Here is a 17,815-nt window from a genome sequence, read left to right as displayed (position 1 = left end):
TTTCTAAATAAAGCGTTATCGGATTAGGCTTTTTGATGGCGTGCATGCTAACAGGCTTAGCAGGCGGGATAAATCTGAAGTTATTGACCTTTTCGCATAAGTATAAATGATGCGAAGAGGGGCAGATCTTCTCTTCTTAAGTTCTAGCCAGTTTGTGTCGTACGTGATTACTGGCAATTGAAGCAGGATTTCCGCTCTCAGGCATCACGCGTAGCAACTATTGGACAGGCATGAAAACTCGTAACGAAGACATTCTCTTTTTCTCCTCTGACAAACTGGCGGCGCTGGGGCTTGAGAGTCTTTTGTCCTCGTTACCTGTTGCGTTTCAGCTGCATGAGCTATGGTCTCTCAGCACGGTCATGGCGAAGTGCGAAAAGATGAAACCGCGTTTGCTGGTGTGTATCTTTCATGAAAATATGCCGCTAACCGGCACCTTAAAAGTGCTTTACGCCTTACAGCAGCAGTTTCCCACGATGCAAATCGTGGTGCTGACGCGGCGTTTGTTACCGCTGATGCATGCGCTCAGTCGTTACCTGCCTTCGCTGACGGTGTTGGACTTAAAATCCTCTCGTCAGATACTTTCCAGCCGTCTTCTCACCAGCATCAACACTAATGCCCAAATTCAGTTAGTTGAAGGCGCGGATATTCTTTTGCCAGACAGGCAATTAAGGGTATTACTGATGATGGCGTGGGGTTACAGCATAGAGCACATCGGCATTCGCTTAGGCATCAGTCACAAAACAGTGAATGCACACAAACTCAATGCACTGGCGCGACTGCAGGTCAAAAGCAAGAATGATATGGCCGATCTCTACATGGTGATTGATGAGTTACGCATGATAGTGAGTTGGCTGCGCTTGCAGCGTAACGGCAAGTTAAGTGAACTCAGTTTTCAGTCACTGGAAGAGTTACTGGAAGCCTAAAAAGAAAAAAGCGTGCTGGCGACCAGCACGCGAACGCATCTTTTCAGATGCCCAGAGCCCACCATACAGACTTGTTTTTATTATCCGTTTCTTGCTCGCACGTTAGCGAAACTTTTCAGGCTAAAGCGGTATTCTGGCTGGAACCAGGAGCGACCGTAGTAGCAGTAGATCAGCATTCTGATGGATACCATGGCGAGGTAGCCCCAGATGGCGCACAGCACTGAAGGTGTCAGCCACACGGTAAACAGTGTGACGCTTAACCCCACCAGTACAGAAGATGTTTCCGCGAAAGCGATGCGTGAAAATTGGTTTTCCCGCTGTAATATGGCGCGATAATGTTGTCCCTGCGGAATAATAATGAAGATGACCGAAATCATTTCCAGCATTATTGCCATTTCGGGTTGATTCATTATTCGGCTAGAAATATCGCTACCAATAAACAGCGCAGCAAAAATAGCGAGTCCGCTTAATACATTCCCCCAATACAGTATTGAGAGATCGCTATTGTTCAGGTTTTTAGTTCTGATAATGGCATTGCCAAATCCGCGATCGGCCAGTGTGTCAATAATCAATAACATTACAATAGCAATGGCGAGTAAATTTAACTCGTTAGCCTGGAGTATTTGTGCCAGAAGTGAAAGTTGTAAAACACCAATGCCGACGATTTTAATCGATGACAAAATTGACCATTTAGCGTTGGTCAGATTTTTTTCTCTTATCGCCATATTCTGCTCATTATGGTATATGTACCAGTGCAATTAAGGGGTTACTCTGGCCACAGGCCAAAGCACAGCTTACATCAATGCAGCGCATCCTGACGCAGCCCTGATATACCTTTCAGGTTTTGCCACGTAAAAATGCGTTCAATTAAATGATGTTCTGAATTTATTAAGATGACCCTGGCGCTTAATGATGTTGTTGTCTTAATGGTATCTCCTCCTGTGCGGAGGAAATCCGTAAGATCATTATAAAATCCCTTTGAGTTTATATATTCCCCGGCCAGCATCCGGCTGGCAATCTCAACAAATTCTTTTTCTGATAACAAAGGATAGGTTGAGCGATCCATGTTATTTCCCTGCTGTTGTTATTATGGTTACTGCTGTGTGTGAAATGAGTTATACCGTGTTTTAATTAATTTAACACCATCAGAAAACTCCTATAAATAGACCGCAGGAATAAATGGTTTCAGAATTTGCATCAGAATATATAAGGCGAATGATTTACTATTTATTAGTGCTTTTCTTCATTCCATACGGTTGAATGAATCGGCGATAAAGAAATACAGAAAAAACTTTGATAAATCAGAGGCACTCAGCATTTTTCTGCACATCCTCACCAGGAATTTTCCTGTTGAGGATGCTTAAGCCAGACTGGTGATTAGCAGATAAATACGTGAAGGTTTGAGCAAAACAGTTAAACGCTACTGAGCAAAAAAGTAAGCGATTTTTATTGATTGATTCCAGCATGCGTTAAAGAAGCGATCTCTGCATAATCCATTGATTCTAATGAGTTAACAGATGAAGAAGCTGTTCCAGGTCGCGTTTTACCCATGCAACATCCTCGGCAAACTTCTCGTCAGACATGAATGCTTGACGATAAACCACCATCACAACTTCCGCACCTTGCTCATTGGCAATCACCCGCATCGGCATATAAATCTCTTTACCCGTTCCGGTATCAATCCAGTGATCCATCACGCCAAAGGGATTGTGTGGGGTAAAGCGAATCTTTACCGTTCCCTCGGGACCTTTGGCTTTCCAGCTGTTCCCTTCCTGCGTCAGCGTACTGGCGCTGAGTCCGCTCGCCCATTTGGCAAAGCATTCCGGTTTCCAGATGGTTTCATACAAATCTAACCAGTTGCGTGGAACCGTTAGTGTGACGGTCTGAGATGGCAGCATGGGACCTCCTGATGTGATACAGCCATTAAAGCACGCTGATACCGGGCTGCAAACGGCCCGGTCATGGAAGTGTGGGTCAGCAGCGGTTTCCGTGAAAACGCTGTAATCAGATAAACTTGCCGCGTCCCTGAATAGCCTGTTCTTCACCCGTACCATTAGCATGGCGCAGCACGAAGCGATCGGACTGCGCAACCACCGCGCAGCTGTGGTTGGGGAAGATGCGTAGCAGCGCGCCAACGGCGGGTGCCTGTTCAGCATATTGCAGGAAACCATGCTCCTCCGACAGCTTCAACACTTCATAATGATTGCCTTGCTCATCGACGGCGATACCAAATCCGCTGGCATTGGTGCCGTGCGGCCCTTTGTCAGAGCTAAGCATCTTGGAACCGGCATCAATAATGGCGAAGTGCGGATTGACCGCTACCACGCGCGTTACCACGCTCAGCGCCAACGCATCTGGCGTGCAGAGACCTAAACGCCATGCGGTGAGATCGAGCAGCGCGTAATTGCCGGGGCGGATTTCATCGCTGCCCTGCGTGACGGGTGCCGCCAATGCCGTTGGCGTTGAACCGACTGAAATCGGGCAGTGCGCAAAACCAGCGGCAATCAGGCGCTGCTGCAGATCACGCATCAATGTGATTTCCTGCAGAGCAACGTCGGCAATCGCTGCGGCATTGCCTGCGCCATAAGCGTGACCGGCATGAGAAACCAGCCCGGCAAACGTGAGGCCCGCACCCAGTATCTGCTGCGCCAGCGTAACGGCGGCATCGCCGTGCGGATCAACACCGATGCGATGTAATCCCACATCCACTTTGATGGCTAACGCCAGCTGGCAATCGAGCTGGCGCTGATGTGCAGCCGCTATTGCCGCCACGCCATTCGTGCAATCCGCAATGCAGGTAATGCGCGCCTGATGTTGTGCGGCCACCGCCAAAAATTCTTTCAGCGTTTCGGCATGCACTACGGGGTAAGCCAGTAGCAGATCGCGTTCGCCACCGAGAATAAAAGCGATGCCTTCACTCGGTTTAGATACGGTAATGCCGCGCGCGCCGAGCATGCGCTGCTGCTCAGCAATCCAGACACTTTTATGGGTTTTGATATGAGGACGTAGCGTGACGCCAGCGGCATCGGCTTTTTGCTGCATCTGTTGCAGGTTGCGTTGCAGGCGCGCTGCATCAATTTCGAGGTAAGGTGTGAGTCGATCGGCAATCAGAGGCCGCAACCAACCAGCCTCAATATTCTGTTCCATCATAATAGTCCGCAGGTGATTACACAGTGCGGACTATGATTCATCAATGCACGGTAGAATGCCAGCCGACAAAATCGGCACATTCCAGCTCAGGGCCGCTATTGATGGTGACTTTTTAAACTTTAAAGTTGGAGCTCTGGAATTCGCCGCCCAAATCTTCTATCAAAACCACTGCAAGGTTAATCTGCTGCGCCTTCAGCGCCACCAGTTTCTGGTCGGATTCGATCAGCTGATTTTGGATTGTCAGCACATCAAGATAAGGACGCAGGCCCGCTGCGTATTCACGATGCAAATCATCCCACGCGCTGTGAATCAGCTGGTTGGCGCTTTCCTGTTGCGCCAGCTGATCCTGAATCGACTGCAACTGAGTAATGGTGTCGCTGATATTGCCCAGTGAACTAATCAGCAATTTGTTGTACTGCGCTACCGCCAGATCGTAATCGGCGTCGCTCTCTGCTAAATCGGCGCGACGTTTGCCCGCGTCAAAGATCGGCAATGACAAACTCGGTCCCACATTAAAGAAGCGGCTTGGCGCACCAAAGAAGGCATCGCCGAGCAGTGATTTGGTGCCGGCTTCGGCCACCAAATTGATGTTGGGATAGAACTCGGTTTTGCTGGCGGCGATCTGTTTTGATGCCGCTTCAACGCGCCAGCGCGCGGCCACCACATCCGGACGACGACCCAGCAGTTCGGCCGGAATGGCGTTTGGCAGCATGGCGGCGACCGGCACATTCATCTGCGCCGGTTTTAGCTGGTGCCAGTAATCTGGGCCTTTACCTATCAGCGTCGAAAGCTGAATACCGGCATCGGTGACTTGCTGTTGAGCTTGCGTCAATTCGGCTCGCGCGGTTTTCTGCTGCGACAGCGCCTGCTTATATTGGTAATCGGAAGTGAGGCCAGCGCTGACATATTGCTGCTGAATTTTGGCGATACCCGCCGCACGCCCGGCATTCTGCTGCGCCAGTTCGGCATTATTCCAGGCGAGATTAAGGTTGTTCCACGCTCGCGTCACGTTCGCGGCCAGCGTTAACTGACTGGCCTGACGATCCAACTCGCTGGCACGTGCTTGCCCCAATGCGGCTTCAGCGGCATCTTTTTTGCCGCCCCATAAATCGAAGGTGTAGCTCAAGCCAACGTTAGCGGTGCGCAGCGTGCTATAGCTTTTCCCCTCCAGCAGCGGATCATCCACTTTTGCCACACGCGAGCGCGTAATGCCCGCGTTGAGATCGACAACCGGATAGCGTTCGGCATCGGCGGCAATCACTTGTGCATTGGCTTTATCCGCTTGCGCGTTGACTACCTGCAAATCCGGGCTGGATGCCATCGCATCATCAATCATTCGATTGAGTTGAGCATCGTTAAAACCTTGCCACCATGCGCTTTTTGGCCAATTCGCGGCGCTGAAATGCGCGTTTTTCAGGGATTGACTAGCTTGCAGAGCGTTAGCATCAAGCAGCGTGTTTTTGGGGTGTAAGCCTTGTGGATTGGCACAACTGGCCAGCAGCGCAGTGGCAACGGCCAGCGCGAGAAATTTGCAGTGAAAGTGCTGTGTCATGGTTCTGGTCAAAGAGGGGAGAAGGCGACCATTACAAGAGGCGGGGCAGATTTTGACAAACCTGTTTTTCGTTAAGAATGGTTGTCAAATGTGAGCAGAGAAAATGAGCAGCAGGTGAAAACCTGCTGCATCAAGAGATTAGATATAGAGAGACGCTTCACCCGGCGGACGAGTTTTAAAGCGACGATGCAGCCACAGATATTGGTCGGGCGCGCGCAGAATTTCATTCTCAATCACGCGATTCATGTAAGCAGCGGCAGCGGCTTCATCTTCATACGGATAATTTTCCAGTTCAGGCTGAATAATCAGCTGATAACCGCTCTTATCCTGGTTACGAATCAATACGATGGTCAGCATTGCCGGTTTTGCCAGACGAGACAAAACATAGGTGCCGTTGGTGGTTGCCGCTTGTTTCACCGCAAACAGCGGAGCAAACACGCTGCCTTTTGGGCCGTAATCCTGATCCGGTGCGAACCAAACCGCTTCGCCTTTTTTTAGCGCCTGCACCATGCCGCGCAAATCGCGACGATCGATCATCGCTTTATTCGAACGCATGCGACCCTTGGTTTGTGCCCACTCCATCGCCTGATTATTGTGCGGACGATACATCGCCATCATTGGCTGGCATAAACCGGTAATGCGGCCGCCCAGCTCCAGCGACATAAAGTGCACACCGATGACCATCACACCACGCTGGTGGCTTTGTGCGTGCTGCAGGTTTTCCAGACCATGCACTTCGAAGTAACGACGCACGCGTGCATCAGACCAGAACCAGGCAATGCCGGTTTCTGCCAGCGCCATTCCTAGCGATTCGAAGTTGCCGGCGATCATCGCCTCGATTTTCTCTTCCTTAATATTGGGGAAGCACAGCTCGATATTGCGACGGGTGATGCGTTCGCGGCGCTTCAGGAAGTGACGCGACAATTTGCCAGCGCCAGCACCAAGCCGGATCAGAATGGGGTAAGGAAGTTGCACCAGCAGCCACAGCACACCTAGCCCAAACCAGGTAAACCAATAACGGGGATGCAGAAGTTTGGAACGGAACTGCCTGGATTTCGTCATAACGCCTTCATGTCGGGGAAAAAATGTATCGCACGAAGAAAAAGGGTCCCTGAGTTCCTGGAGCGGTACAACTGTATTGATTACGACCAGCACTTTAGCAAAAAGTGCCGTCAATGTTACCCAATCTCTGCAATCCTCAGGATTGAGCACATTCATGGTTAGAACGGCCTCATTCTATCACCTTTTATTCATTCTCTTTAAAAACAGCAGGGTAAACTCATCTTGAAGAAGTCAAAATGCCCAACACGTAGTGGATTAAGAACTGTCTGTTAATAAGGACACACTAATCTTTACGCTTTATTTACTTTGCTCAGGAAGATTAAAGCGTTTGTCTTCAGGAAAAAGCTGATGACCGCGCTGATGCAGTCTCTGTTGCCATTCCATGTCTCCCTGCAACATGGCAATTTTAAGCAGTGAGTAGGTTACGTTGGCATCATGGTGCTTTGTCAGGTATTCCCTGGCCCACACTTTGAATTGGATTAATTGCCCGACATCGTTTGTGCTGTTGAACGTCATTAGACGATGAAGGTTTGCATCAAACTGATAGCGCTCCCATTGGACGTAAGGATTGATAAGTTGCTGAGCATGGGAAAAATCAGCAAACCTGTTGCGCTCAATTTGCGTCAGGATGGCATTGGTGTGCAAACCTGTTGCCGCAAAAACCATCAATGTGAGAGCAAAAAGGGTGACAAACCCAGCCGCAGCGTAATGCGCCAACGGGCGCAGAGTCAGGCTTTGCAGATCTGACTCAGATTGCATCAGACGGATCAGCAGTAGTAATACCAGACCATGCGGCGCGGACTGGTAGAGTGGATACTCAAAAAGCAGATGGGTCACGATAGGTAAGGTCATCGTCCAAAACGTAAAGGCGCGTCGCCTTGCATGAGGGCTGCCGGTTACGACGGGCTTGAACCATGCCCAAATTATTAGTGCCACTCCCGCCAGCGCAATAACGCCATTTTCCACCCACTGAAACAGGATTTCATTATGCGGGTGCGTTGGGGGACGAGAATTCAACGGATGCGCCGTTTCCTCACGTACGTGCAGCAGATAATCGTGCTCAAAATGACCGGCACCCCAACCACGTAAAGGACGTTCGGCGATCATATGCAGGCTGTGCGTGATCATCTGCACACGACCTGCCGTTGAATGGGTTTTATCCACTTTGTGTAATCCCGCCATGGGGGCATACGCGAGCAGGGTCTGGCAAGCTATCACAATTGCTAATGCAATCGGTAAGCCAATCAAGAGGTGTTGCCGCCAATGGCGATGCCGGCGGAATGTCCAGATAAGTAAAGCGCTACTGGCCGACGCACCAAGCCAGGCAACGCGAGACTGGATGATCATTAAAATCACCAGCAATACAGCCATGATGGCTGCCAATAGTAAACGAAGCCCGCCATGACGCACCTTAAAGCTAAAATACAGCGCTAACGTCCAGCCAGTAGCCAGAAAACTACCCAGTAAATTTACCTGCTGGAAAATGCCATAGACGCGGGTGCCATCTGCCGGAAATTCCATCCAGTTATTTGCCCCCGTCATGAAGAGTTGGCATAGCGCCAGCATCGCTTGCGCCACGGCCGCAGTAATAATGCATACCAGCCAGAGCCTTTTAACGTTTGGCGAAAGGGGGATTTGTAGCATGGCCAGGTAAAACAGCACTGCCAGAGCATAGGCAGTTAGCTGGGGGAGTAAGGTCACATCATGATTGCCGTAAAACGTACAGAGTATGGGCTGGCTAAGGAGCAGAAACGCTAGCAGCCATATCGGTGTCACCTTTGCCACTCGCACCCCGCCCGTTGAGGGGGGAGAAAAGAGGCATTTTATTGCCACGATAAAAATACAGATGCCCATAAAATTGAGCGTAATAAGATTTTGCGGCAAACGAAAACCTGAACCGCCCATATTGGCAACGTAAACTTGCAGCATCAATATTAAGTCGCTCGCCACGACCAGTGAAACAAATAATGTAGTAAATGGGGGCTTGCGAAAAGTAGGGCTAAAAAACATGGTTTTCTTCTAATTAATAAGCGGTAATGATGAGCGTGCCGGCGCCATTAAATGCGCCAGGTGTGACCGCTCCATGAGTACGCAGCGTTGAGCTAAGCGTAAATGTTGCCAGCAAGTTGGCTGAATTTACTTTAAGCTCAATGCCTTCAGAAGCATCTTGATCGTTGACTTTTAATTCAGTCTGCAAACTGTTATCCGAACGGAGTGAGACAATATTGTTGTTAAACCCTACCGCATAAACTTTCGCCGTTGCCGCTGAACTACAGGAGAGCGTTAACTGCGTTTGAGCAGTATTACCGTTTATGCTTTTATCAGAAACATAACCGTGATAGAGATTAGTATCACCCAAAAGTGAACAGCTGACGGGATATTTATGATCCCGGATGCAGATATTATCAGGCAGGAAGGTTGCATCATGCCAATCATTTTGAAATGCTGCCAATCGGAAACAATTGTATTCAGCTGACCTGCCGTCTATTTGAAAGGTATGTTCTATCGATAAAGGGTATTTAGCTTTATACGCTTTTCCCAGTTCACCAATAGTTGCATAGTTTTCTGCAGATAAGACATTTGGCGCATGAATGTCAGCGGGAACCCTATCATTTTCCGGAAAAGACGCGATCTTACAGCCCGGCTGCTTATAACACGGATTTTTCAAAGGGCTATCTTCATCCCAGTGATCAACATATATACGAAAGGTAGTATATTTTCCAATCCAGGAAAGAAAAGTATTATGGCTGATGATTGTGGCTTGTGCTGATGCAGTTATAATTATGCAAATAAAATAAATGATGAGTTTAAAAATGCTCATTAGTGATACTCCAGTTCTATGGTTGCGCTGGCATTGATTGTCCCGGAATGTAATTCGTTATTTTTAATGCTTTCACGATTAGCAGACAGGAATAATTCAAAGACCATTTTGTTGTCACCAGAATGGAAAATCCTCTCGACGCTTTTGTTTATCGGAATAAAAATACCTTTTTCTTCAACGCCAATGGCGATGCCTTTTGCGGTACTGGATGGATCAAGTGCCATCATGCCCGCTTGCCGCGCATCTTCTGTTGCCTTAAAGGTGATTGAGAGTTTATTGGTTGTTGAGGTATCGCAACCCTGTAAATTAAGCGTTATGGAAATACCTGCGGTACGTTGATAGCGATAAAGAAATTTATTAATGACGCTGCCAAAATCAATAACAATATCACTGCTGTTGGGGTCGAGAATGCAGGGTTCCTGCACTAATCCGCCTGTAAAAGAAAAGTCAGCAGCTGCAAAGGCGTTTATAGAACATGTTGATAGCAGAGTTATTATTAACATTACAGGGATGCGCATAATCATTACTCGTATTTAATAACAAGCGTTGCTAGCGCTTTAAAACGTCCGCTTTTCAAAGCGCTGCCAGCTCGCTTTATCGGAACGGCATAAAATATTGGCTGCGTAACATCATCAAGCGTAAAGCGCTGATTGATTATAATGGGTTGATTATTCTGCATTATCCTGATACCTAAATCATCAACCCCTGTGAATAATGCGCTGGCATCAAAATTGCTGGTTATGCCCAAAAATGCCAGTTCCAGCTGTTTTCCCGGCGGGGTCCGACATACGATACTGATGGGAACACGCTGTTGATATCTCACACCATCAACATGATTTACTCCTACTGCATCACCAAAATCAACGTCTGCCGGTTTGTCATTGTTTATTACGCAATTAATACTGATCAGTGTGGCTGAAAAATTTATTTTCACAGCGTGTGAATTACAACAATAAATAAAGAGTGACAGTATGAGTATTGCAGTTTTCATTCACTGAGGCTCGACAATCAGTTGAGCACTTATTGTTAACTTACCTGGCAAGGGTATTGAACCAGATTTTTTAACAGGAACCACCTTTAGAGAAAAATCCCCTGTCTGCACGTAATTGTATTTTTTGTTTATTTCGAGTGGTGTGCCATCTTTACCATTGATGAATTTTATCCCAATGTTGGTGATGTTAGTGCGTATTGCTGCTTTATCAAATGTTGCTGCGCTACCCGATACACGGAAGTAAAGATTTTCGGAATAGTTTTCATCGCACTTAATCGACAGCGTCAGCAATTCAGTGTATTTTAGGCCATCTATTTCATTAATATCCACATTGTCACCAAAGTTGACATCGATATCTTTATTATTGTCAATTTTACACGGGACGTTAATCAGCTTTCCTGAAAAGTTGACGCCTGCATTGGCATTAGACAACGTGCTATGCAACGCAAATGCAATGATCAGTGGACAGAGCATTATTTTTATAATCTGCATTCCGTGTCTCCTCAACGAACATTCAATACCATGGTGGCGGTTGCAGTAAAATTACCCGCTGTGACTTTGGCCTTGTTTTTAACCGGCACGGCAATCAATGTGTTTGATATTCGCCAATCAATGTTGTGTGCTTTATTTATTTCGATGTCTTTACCGTTTAATATTAATTTGATGCCCACATTGCTGTTGGTGGTAGAAATGACATTTTTATCAAACACCGCCGCTGTAGCTGAGATAAAAACTTCCTGCTCCCCGTTGAAAGCTCCCGGACACGTGACGGTGAATGGCACCGATTTACTGAACCGGATACCATCAATTAGTTGAATGATGATATCGCCGAAGTTAACACGACTTTCTCGATCACCATTCAAAGTACATTGGGAGCTGACGATAATCCCCGACACACTAATTGGATATCTATTCGTGCCGGGGATAATTTCTTCATGCGGCGCGATCGGCGCTGAGAAGAGCATTTTGCAGTGCAGCAGTGCGTAAACGATGACCAGCCACTTCATGCTGTTCATGCTTATTCGCGGCTATCGGTGACACGGCACACATTGGCTTTGCAACTGAATGTCAATTTTGGCCGACCGCCGAAATCGTCGATATAGCTTAATACCGGATGCGAACCTAACTTACTGGCTTTTACGTTAATAGCGGCACTGCCCTGTGGCGGAATCATGATCGGTTTAAAATCACTTTCTTCTTTACCATCAACATGACTGGCTGCAGTAATCAGCGTGACATAATATCCGGTAGGATTTATCACCGTGTATTGATCACCGTTTTTTTTCAACGTGAGTTGATTTTGTACGGGTTTGATCGAAGCCCGTGGATCGATCATTAATTTTTCTGGGCGATAAAAGAGTTTGATGCGGGTCTGTAACGCAATTTGTAATACGTTTTGTTTTTCACTGCGTGGCGGAATCTCGCGCAAATTAAAGTAAAACAAAGATTCACGATCCTGAGGCAATGATTTTGCGGCAGGTAAAGATTGGATTTTAATCGCGCTTTTATGACCCGGCTCAATACGCTGAACTGGAGGGAGCGCCATAAGCGGCGACTTTATTTTTTTTCCTTGCTCATCTTCCAGCCAGCTTTGCGCCAGATACGGACGCGCTTTATTTTCATTGCTGATATTCAAACTGATTGAGCGTTCAGCGCCGTCATAAATGACGCGGGTGCGATCCAATGCAACAGCAGCCAGCGTGCTTTGTGAAAAAATCATAGCGCCAAACAGCATCGCCACGGTAGCGAGAGAAGCCTTCAGGTTCATAAAATTAATACTCACTCTATATGTCTGGGGTAATAGAGCGACAGATACTCAACAAACTTTAATGCGCAAAAATTATTCTTTTTCTGTACACGGAAGCAGCAGGTTTGTTTCTCCACTCTCATCAATGGGTAATACTTTTGGGAAGGTAATTTGGCATTGAATATTGCCGTTCCAGCGGACATCCATCAGCATTTCAGGGTTTACACCACTAAGCCAGACGCTGCCCATCTCATCAACAATGCCGGTCTCACGCCCTTTACTTAATACGCTCGCGCCAAACGGCGGATAACTGCCATCACTTAGGCGAATAACCGCCATTAGCTTTTGACCTTTAATTAATCGAAAGCGACGATAGCCAATGGCGCCTTCGGTTAAGGTTAATTGCAAAACGGGCGACTCCGCTTCAATGTCATCGTTGAGTTGGTTGATATCCAGATGTGCCTGATTACGTATATAGCTACTGACATCCGCTAGTACCGCTTTTCCGAATTTGTTGCTATGAGTGGCCGCACCGGAAGACTTAATGGGCACATCGCTAATACCTTCAGTATCCAGCATCAGACGCGTGCCTCCAGGTATTATGGTGCGATGTAATGCTGCTCCATGTGCTGTGGCCGTTAATCCTCCCTGCATGGACAGGGCTGCGGAGCGATACTGACCGGGTTTATAACTGGCACTATAGTTCGTTAGCGTGTTATCGCCGGTATGGGTGTAGTAGCCACTATAAGCGCTTCGTTGTTGGCGATCGACATTGGCGCCTAAGCGATAACTGTTGCGTTCATCCATGCGGTTATACCAACTCAGGCTATTGATTTGGCCGGCATCTGAATTTTGTGCATTGATATTCAAGCCCGATGAGGTCCCGAAAGGCACGTTCAGGCTTAAAAACACTCCATCATCTTGTATACCTGAATTTTGTGCGCGATAGGCGGAGAGATTGAAACTGACGTTTTTAAAATTTCCCACATCGAAATAACGCGCAAACGACATATTCCAGCGGCTGGTCGCCTGACGATTCCAGTAAGTCTGATAGTTATAATTTAAAAATGCGCTGACGCCGAGTGTACGGAATTGTTTATTAAGTGAAACGGTATAGGTCTGCTTATTCGCTGCATTATTACGAATAACCAAATGCTTACGGCTCGCCTCAAGATATTGATTTAGACTAAGATAGCTCTTCTCCGTAAAGCGATAACCTGCGAAGGTAACCTGCGTGTCATAGTTTTCGAAGCGTTTAGAATAACTCAGGCTATAGGAGCCGCCAGAGCGCGTTTGGTTATTAGGCAGCTTTGCATAAGATTGGGTTGCGGTGAGTGCCAGGGCCCCAAACGATAAGAGGTCACGCCCTGCACCCAACGACGCGGCATGATATTTTCCAGAGGATAATCCACCCCCGAGCAGCGACCAACCGTTACTAATACCCCATGAGAATTCCCCTGCCATTAACCTTTCATTCTGCAGATGAAATCTATCGTCTGTCGTTTGCCCTACCGCCGCCTTAAAGCGAACCTGTCCAGGGCGACTAAGATAGGGAACAGATGCGGTTTCGACCTGAAAGGTCTGAATGCTGCCATCTTGCTCTTCAACTTTGACATCCAGCGTGCCAGTAATAGAGTCGCTCAAGTCCTGAATAATAAAAGGACCGGGAGCCACCTGGCTTTCATATAACACACGTCCAGCGTGACTAATGGTGACTTTTGCATTGGTCTTCGCCACGCCACGGACCTCCGGTGCGTATCCACGCAAATTGGGGGGTAACTGGCTATCATCACTAATAAGGCTGGCGCCAACATAGCGTGCATTTTCAAACACATCACTGGCGAGGTCATTTTGACCAATAATTAATTTTGCGCCCCAAGGTTTGATTGCCCTAAATGCCTGATATTGATTCCAGTTAAAAGTAGAGGTTTTAGTGTTATTGGCAGTGTAATGAGTACCATTCCAGAACGCACGCATACGCCAGGGACCGGCGTTGACACCTACCACGCCATTACCGCTTAATTCGCTTGATTCACTGCCTTGTGCCGGGGAGGAGTAATTAAAATTGGTGTTATAATCCGCAATAAATCCAGCAATCCCTTCGTCCCAGCGTGAAGGGGGATCCCAGTTAGCCGTTTGATATTCAATATATGCCTGAGGAACACTCATGTAGAGCGTTGATGACGCGAGATCAGGACGCAAAATGATACCCGGCATGATATCAAGCCGGGCACATTTTTCATTATTCCAGTAGGTAACTTTATCTAACCATGACTTCTTTAAACCGAAGCCTGCCATCATTTTTGGTGTTAAGCAGGCGACAGTTTCGTTTTCATCATGTTCAGACGGTAAAAAAGTAACCTCCTCGGTGGGTGATTCATTGTCATTAATTTTGATTGCCATGTCATATTGACCAGGCATCATATATCCTGCCCGGGAAAATTGACTCATATCAATGTTTTCCCGGTCGGAAATATCCATGTTGTCCAGATTAAACTCAACTTCCTCTGCTAATGCACTGCTAATAGCACTGCTAAAAAAAGCCAATGATAAAGCAATTACTAACGGACGTAAGCGCCAGTTATTTTGAAAAGGAAATGAGTTCCTGGTATGGACTGACATACTACTAACACCCTGTTGAAATAAACAAGAGATGCGCAGATTACGCATGTCTCTAATTAGCGTGGAAAACGATTACTGATAATCCAGGCTAAAGTCGACGGTGCTTTGAAATACCCCCGGTGTGATGGTTGCAGAGGCACCATCACCCTGCAGATATGCAGAGAACGACAAAGTGTTGCTACCATTCTGCAGAGTCATGGTTGATGGCTGACCCAATTTAATTAGCTGGCCTGAGCCATCTGTCAGGCCAATGCTGGCACCGCTAGCGGTACCGGTCATGCCAATTAGAGTCGGTACGGCAGCAGAGGCCTGGCCGGTAAAGGTCACACTCACATCTTTACCTGCGGTGAAATCGCAATTCTCCAGTTTGATGTTGAAGGGTACCGGTGTTGATTTACCACCCGCTGCCAACTGCTTTTTCGATACCTGACCCAGATCAATGGTTTGATCCTGCGAGCCTGGGTTGATTGAACAAGGTGCATCAATAATTGAGCCCTTAATGGTGACAGTACCTGCACCCTGGCTATTGACAGCGTTAGCCAGGCTGGCGGTCATCATCAATCCCAAGCCGAGTGCGACTGACATCTTGTTAAATCTCATAATATTTACCTGTTCCTATATGGGTGTTTGAAGGCGCAAAGGAAAAGAACCGCGACAGTGATGAACATAAAATTCGCTTTCCTTAAACGATCCATTGCATGTGCACGAATTGAAGGGCGACAGGTTTCTCGAAAAAATTAATAGGAAAAGTAAAATATTACGATCACGAGTAATATTCAGAAAAACAGGGTCTTTTTCTTTTCATCCTTAGGGCATTAATAAGTTTTGTGCTAGAGATATTAAGGAGGAAATTTCAAAATTAGAGACATTTCTTATACACGGAAATGAAAATGTCTTATTTAAAATGAAATAAGGCGTTGCCTGATGATGAACATTTTTTTCATGTATAGCTTTCGCTACCTGGTACAGGGGATATTTACAAAGAGTTGATCAGGGCGGATATCTTTTGGATCCCTAACTGTTATTTTATGCATAATTTCCCGATCTTAACCTGATGCTTACCAAAGAGAATAAATTCTATGACACATAAACGTTTGCTGGATTGCTCAGCTTCCGAGCTGCTGCCGATGGATAAAGATGCGTTGATATATGCTGTGCGTGCCAGCGAAGGACGGGTGGTAGTCAGCGAAACTATCGGCATGACTTCACCCTTGCTGCATAATATTACTAACGCCGAATTGGCGGCCTCTCAGGGGGCTGATATTGTATTGATCAACATGTTCGACAGTGAAAACCCTGTTATTCATGGCATGCCCGCAAACATTGCGCCGGAACAAACTTTACATGAATTATGCCGGCTGACCGGGCGTATTATTGGGGTCAATCTTGAAGCGGTAGATCCTGATTTTAATGCCACGCATCTTGATGAATTACAAATGGTGCCAGGGCGCGCAGCAACAGCGGAGAACGCCTGCCGTTTGGTGCAAATGGGAGCCAAAATTTTGGTTCTCACGGGCAATCCTAATAACGGTGTAAGCAATCGTGCGCTGGCTAAAGCGGCGAAAATGATCCGCGAGGCGGTTGGTAACAGCGCACTCATTATCACCGGTAAGATGCATGGTGCTGGCATTGTTCAGGAGAGTGGCAGCGACATCCTCACCGAGCAAGATATTGCTGAGTTCGTGCAGCAAGGGGTTGATGTGGTGTTGGTGCCTGCACCCGGCACACTACCGGGTATGAGTCAGCAGAAAGTTGCCTCACTCATTGAATGTATTCATTCGCATGGCGCTTTGGCGATGACAGCGATCGGGACATCGCAAGAGGGGGCAGATGTGAATACCATTCGTCAAATCGCGTTAATGAGTAAGATGGCGGGCGCAGATCTTCATCATATTGGTGACACCGGTTACATCGGGATGGCATTGCCTGAAAATATCATGGCTTACAGCATTGCCATTCGCGGTATCCGACATACTTACACGCGCATGGCACGCTCAATAAATCGTTAACCCACATTAACCGTCAAGCCCGTAGGATGACGGACTTGACGTTATTAATGGAGGGCGTGATCACTCAATATTCTGAATCTGTTCACGCATCTGTTCAATCAACACTTTCAGCTCAATCGCTGATGTCGTGATCTCGGCATTAATTGATTTCGAAGCCAGCGTGTTCGACTCGCGGTTGAACTCTTGCATCATAAAGTCGAGGCGGCGGCCAACGGCTTCTTTCTTTTTCAGGATGTTGTAGGTTTCTTTAACGTGCGCATCCAGGCGATCCAGCTCTTCCGACACATCGGTGCGCTGCGCCATCATCACCAGCTCTTGCTCCAGGCGATTATTTTCCAGCTGCACTTCGGCTTCTTCCAGCTTGGTGACCAGACGCTCGCGCTGCCATTTAATCACTTCTGGCATCTGCGCGCGCACTTTGCTGACTTCGTGCGATACGCCTTCCAGACGCTGTTCAATCATCGCTTTCAGCGCGGTGCCTTCGCTTTCACGCGCTTCGATAAAGTCGTCTAACGCGCCATCCAGCGCCACCAGCAGTTCGGCGTTGATGGCATCGAGATCCTGCTCTTGCGCAGACATCACGCCCGGCCAGCGCAGAATATCCAGCGGATTAATCGCGCCTTCATCACTCTGCATCTTCACCCAGTTGGCGGCCTGCACCAGCTGTTTGGCCAGTGATTCATTCAGCTGCAGTTCGCCTTGCGCGCTGGCATCGGCATCATAACGCAGGTTACATTCGATTTTACCGCGCGTCAGGCGATTACGGATGCGCTCGCGGATGACCGGCTCCAGGCCACGAAATTGCTCTGGCAGACGGATATAGGTTTCCAGATAGCGCTGGTTAACCGAACGGATTTCCCAGGCGGCGCTGCCCCAGTGGCCTTTGGCTTCGCGGCGGGCGTAAGCGGTCATACTGCGGATCATAATCGTCTTCTCTT

General features: G+C 47.6%; 18 protein-coding genes. 2 read left to right on the top strand and 16 right to left on the bottom strand.

The genetic code is table 11. From position 1 onward, the window contains the following. Positions 1-230 precede the first annotated feature (230 nt). The gene (locus AAF463_RS19265; protein WP_192237015.1) at positions 231-923 is read left to right on the top strand and encodes a LuxR C-terminal-related transcriptional regulator; all 693 of its coding nucleotides are present in this window, start codon (positions 231-233) and stop codon (positions 921-923) included. Between the two features lie 80 nt (positions 924-1,003). Here the strand turns inward: AAF463_RS19265 and AAF463_RS19260 are convergent, their stop codons facing one another. The 15 genes from AAF463_RS19260 to AAF463_RS19190 form a co-directional block, all read right to left on the bottom strand. Then, the gene (locus AAF463_RS19260; protein WP_110868430.1) at positions 1,004-1,648 is read right to left on the bottom strand and encodes an oligosaccharide flippase family protein; all 645 of its coding nucleotides are present in this window, start codon (positions 1,646-1,648) and stop codon (positions 1,004-1,006) included. A 74-nt stretch (positions 1,649-1,722) separates the two neighbouring features. Further along, on the bottom strand, positions 1,723-1,989 hold the full coding sequence (locus AAF463_RS19255; protein ID WP_137386792.1) for a hypothetical protein: 267 nt from the start codon (positions 1,987-1,989) through the stop codon (positions 1,723-1,725). 436 nt (positions 1,990-2,425) lie between these two features. After that, complete coding sequence (locus tag AAF463_RS19250; protein WP_101760704.1) at positions 2,426-2,821, bottom strand: polyketide cyclase; 396 nt, start codon at positions 2,819-2,821, stop codon at positions 2,426-2,428. Between the two features lie 106 nt (positions 2,822-2,927). After that, positions 2,928-4,070 (bottom strand): alanine racemase, encoded by a 1,143-nt coding sequence (locus AAF463_RS19245; RefSeq protein WP_350262015.1) that lies wholly within the window; start codon positions 4,068-4,070, stop codon positions 2,928-2,930. A gap of 115 nt (positions 4,071-4,185) precedes the next feature. Next, on the bottom strand, positions 4,186-5,625 hold the full coding sequence (locus AAF463_RS19240; RefSeq protein ID WP_350261301.1) for an efflux transporter outer membrane subunit: 1,440 nt from the start codon (positions 5,623-5,625) through the stop codon (positions 4,186-4,188). Between the two features lie 138 nt (positions 5,626-5,763). After that, positions 5,764-6,687 carry a kdo(2)-lipid IV(A) palmitoleoyltransferase gene (gene lpxP / locus AAF463_RS19235; RefSeq protein ID WP_101760701.1) on the bottom strand — a complete coding sequence of 308 codons (924 nt, stop codon included), beginning with the start codon at positions 6,685-6,687 and terminating at the stop codon, positions 5,764-5,766. Between the two features lie 297 nt (positions 6,688-6,984). Further along, on the bottom strand, positions 6,985-8,697 hold the full coding sequence (locus AAF463_RS19230) for a Wzy polymerase domain-containing protein (RefSeq protein WP_350261300.1): 1,713 nt from the start codon (positions 8,695-8,697) through the stop codon (positions 6,985-6,987). Positions 8,698-8,710: 13 nt separating this feature from the next. Next, a complete protein-coding gene (locus AAF463_RS19225) occupies positions 8,711-9,508 on the bottom strand; it encodes a hypothetical protein (RefSeq protein ID WP_217550403.1) in 798 nt (265 codons plus the stop codon). After that, on the bottom strand, positions 9,508-10,026 hold the full coding sequence (locus AAF463_RS19220) for a fimbrial protein (protein WP_350261299.1): 519 nt from the start codon (positions 10,024-10,026) through the stop codon (positions 9,508-9,510). Before AAF463_RS19220 ends, AAF463_RS19225 begins: the two co-directional genes overlap by 1 nt. A 5-nt stretch (positions 10,027-10,031) precedes the next feature. Further along, positions 10,032-10,499: a fimbrial protein gene (locus AAF463_RS19215; RefSeq protein ID WP_350261298.1), complete on the bottom strand. Its 468-nt coding sequence runs from the start codon at positions 10,497-10,499 to the stop codon at positions 10,032-10,034. After that, a complete protein-coding gene (locus AAF463_RS19210; protein WP_350261297.1) occupies positions 10,500-10,991 on the bottom strand; it encodes a fimbrial protein in 492 nt (163 codons plus the stop codon). Positions 10,992-11,002: 11 nt separating this feature from the next. Beyond that, complete coding sequence (locus AAF463_RS19205) at positions 11,003-11,506, bottom strand: fimbrial protein (protein ID WP_350261296.1); 504 nt, start codon at positions 11,504-11,506, stop codon at positions 11,003-11,005. 11 nt (positions 11,507-11,517) lie between these two features. Then, entirely contained in the window at positions 11,518-12,267 is a 750-nt protein-coding gene (locus tag AAF463_RS19200; RefSeq protein WP_271461475.1) for a fimbria/pilus periplasmic chaperone, read from the bottom strand. A gap of 72 nt (positions 12,268-12,339) precedes the next feature. Beyond that, a complete protein-coding gene (locus AAF463_RS19195; RefSeq protein WP_350261295.1) occupies positions 12,340-14,868 on the bottom strand; it encodes a fimbria/pilus outer membrane usher protein in 2,529 nt (842 codons plus the stop codon). A 72-nt stretch (positions 14,869-14,940) separates the two neighbouring features. Beyond that, positions 14,941-15,468, bottom strand: coding sequence for a fimbrial protein (locus AAF463_RS19190; protein WP_101760694.1), 528 nt, complete (start codon positions 15,466-15,468; stop codon positions 14,941-14,943). A gap of 479 nt (positions 15,469-15,947) precedes the next feature. Between AAF463_RS19190 and AAF463_RS19185 the strand changes: the two genes are divergently transcribed. Further along, positions 15,948-16,877 (top strand): haloacid dehalogenase-like hydrolase, encoded by a 930-nt coding sequence (locus AAF463_RS19185; protein ID WP_336769297.1) that lies wholly within the window; start codon positions 15,948-15,950, stop codon positions 16,875-16,877. A gap of 60 nt (positions 16,878-16,937) precedes the next feature. Here the strand turns inward: AAF463_RS19185 and AAF463_RS19180 are convergent, their stop codons facing one another. Next, a complete protein-coding gene (locus AAF463_RS19180) occupies positions 16,938-17,801 on the bottom strand; it encodes a YicC/YloC family endoribonuclease (RefSeq protein WP_061720336.1) in 864 nt (287 codons plus the stop codon). Positions 17,802-17,815 lie beyond the last annotated feature (14 nt).

It is taken from the genome of Pantoea sp. BJ2 (genome assembly GCF_040255075.1).
Classification (GTDB): Bacteria; Pseudomonadota; Gammaproteobacteria; order Enterobacterales; family Enterobacteriaceae; genus Pantoea; species Pantoea leporis.
This window is presented reverse-complemented; position numbering and strand designations above follow the sequence as displayed.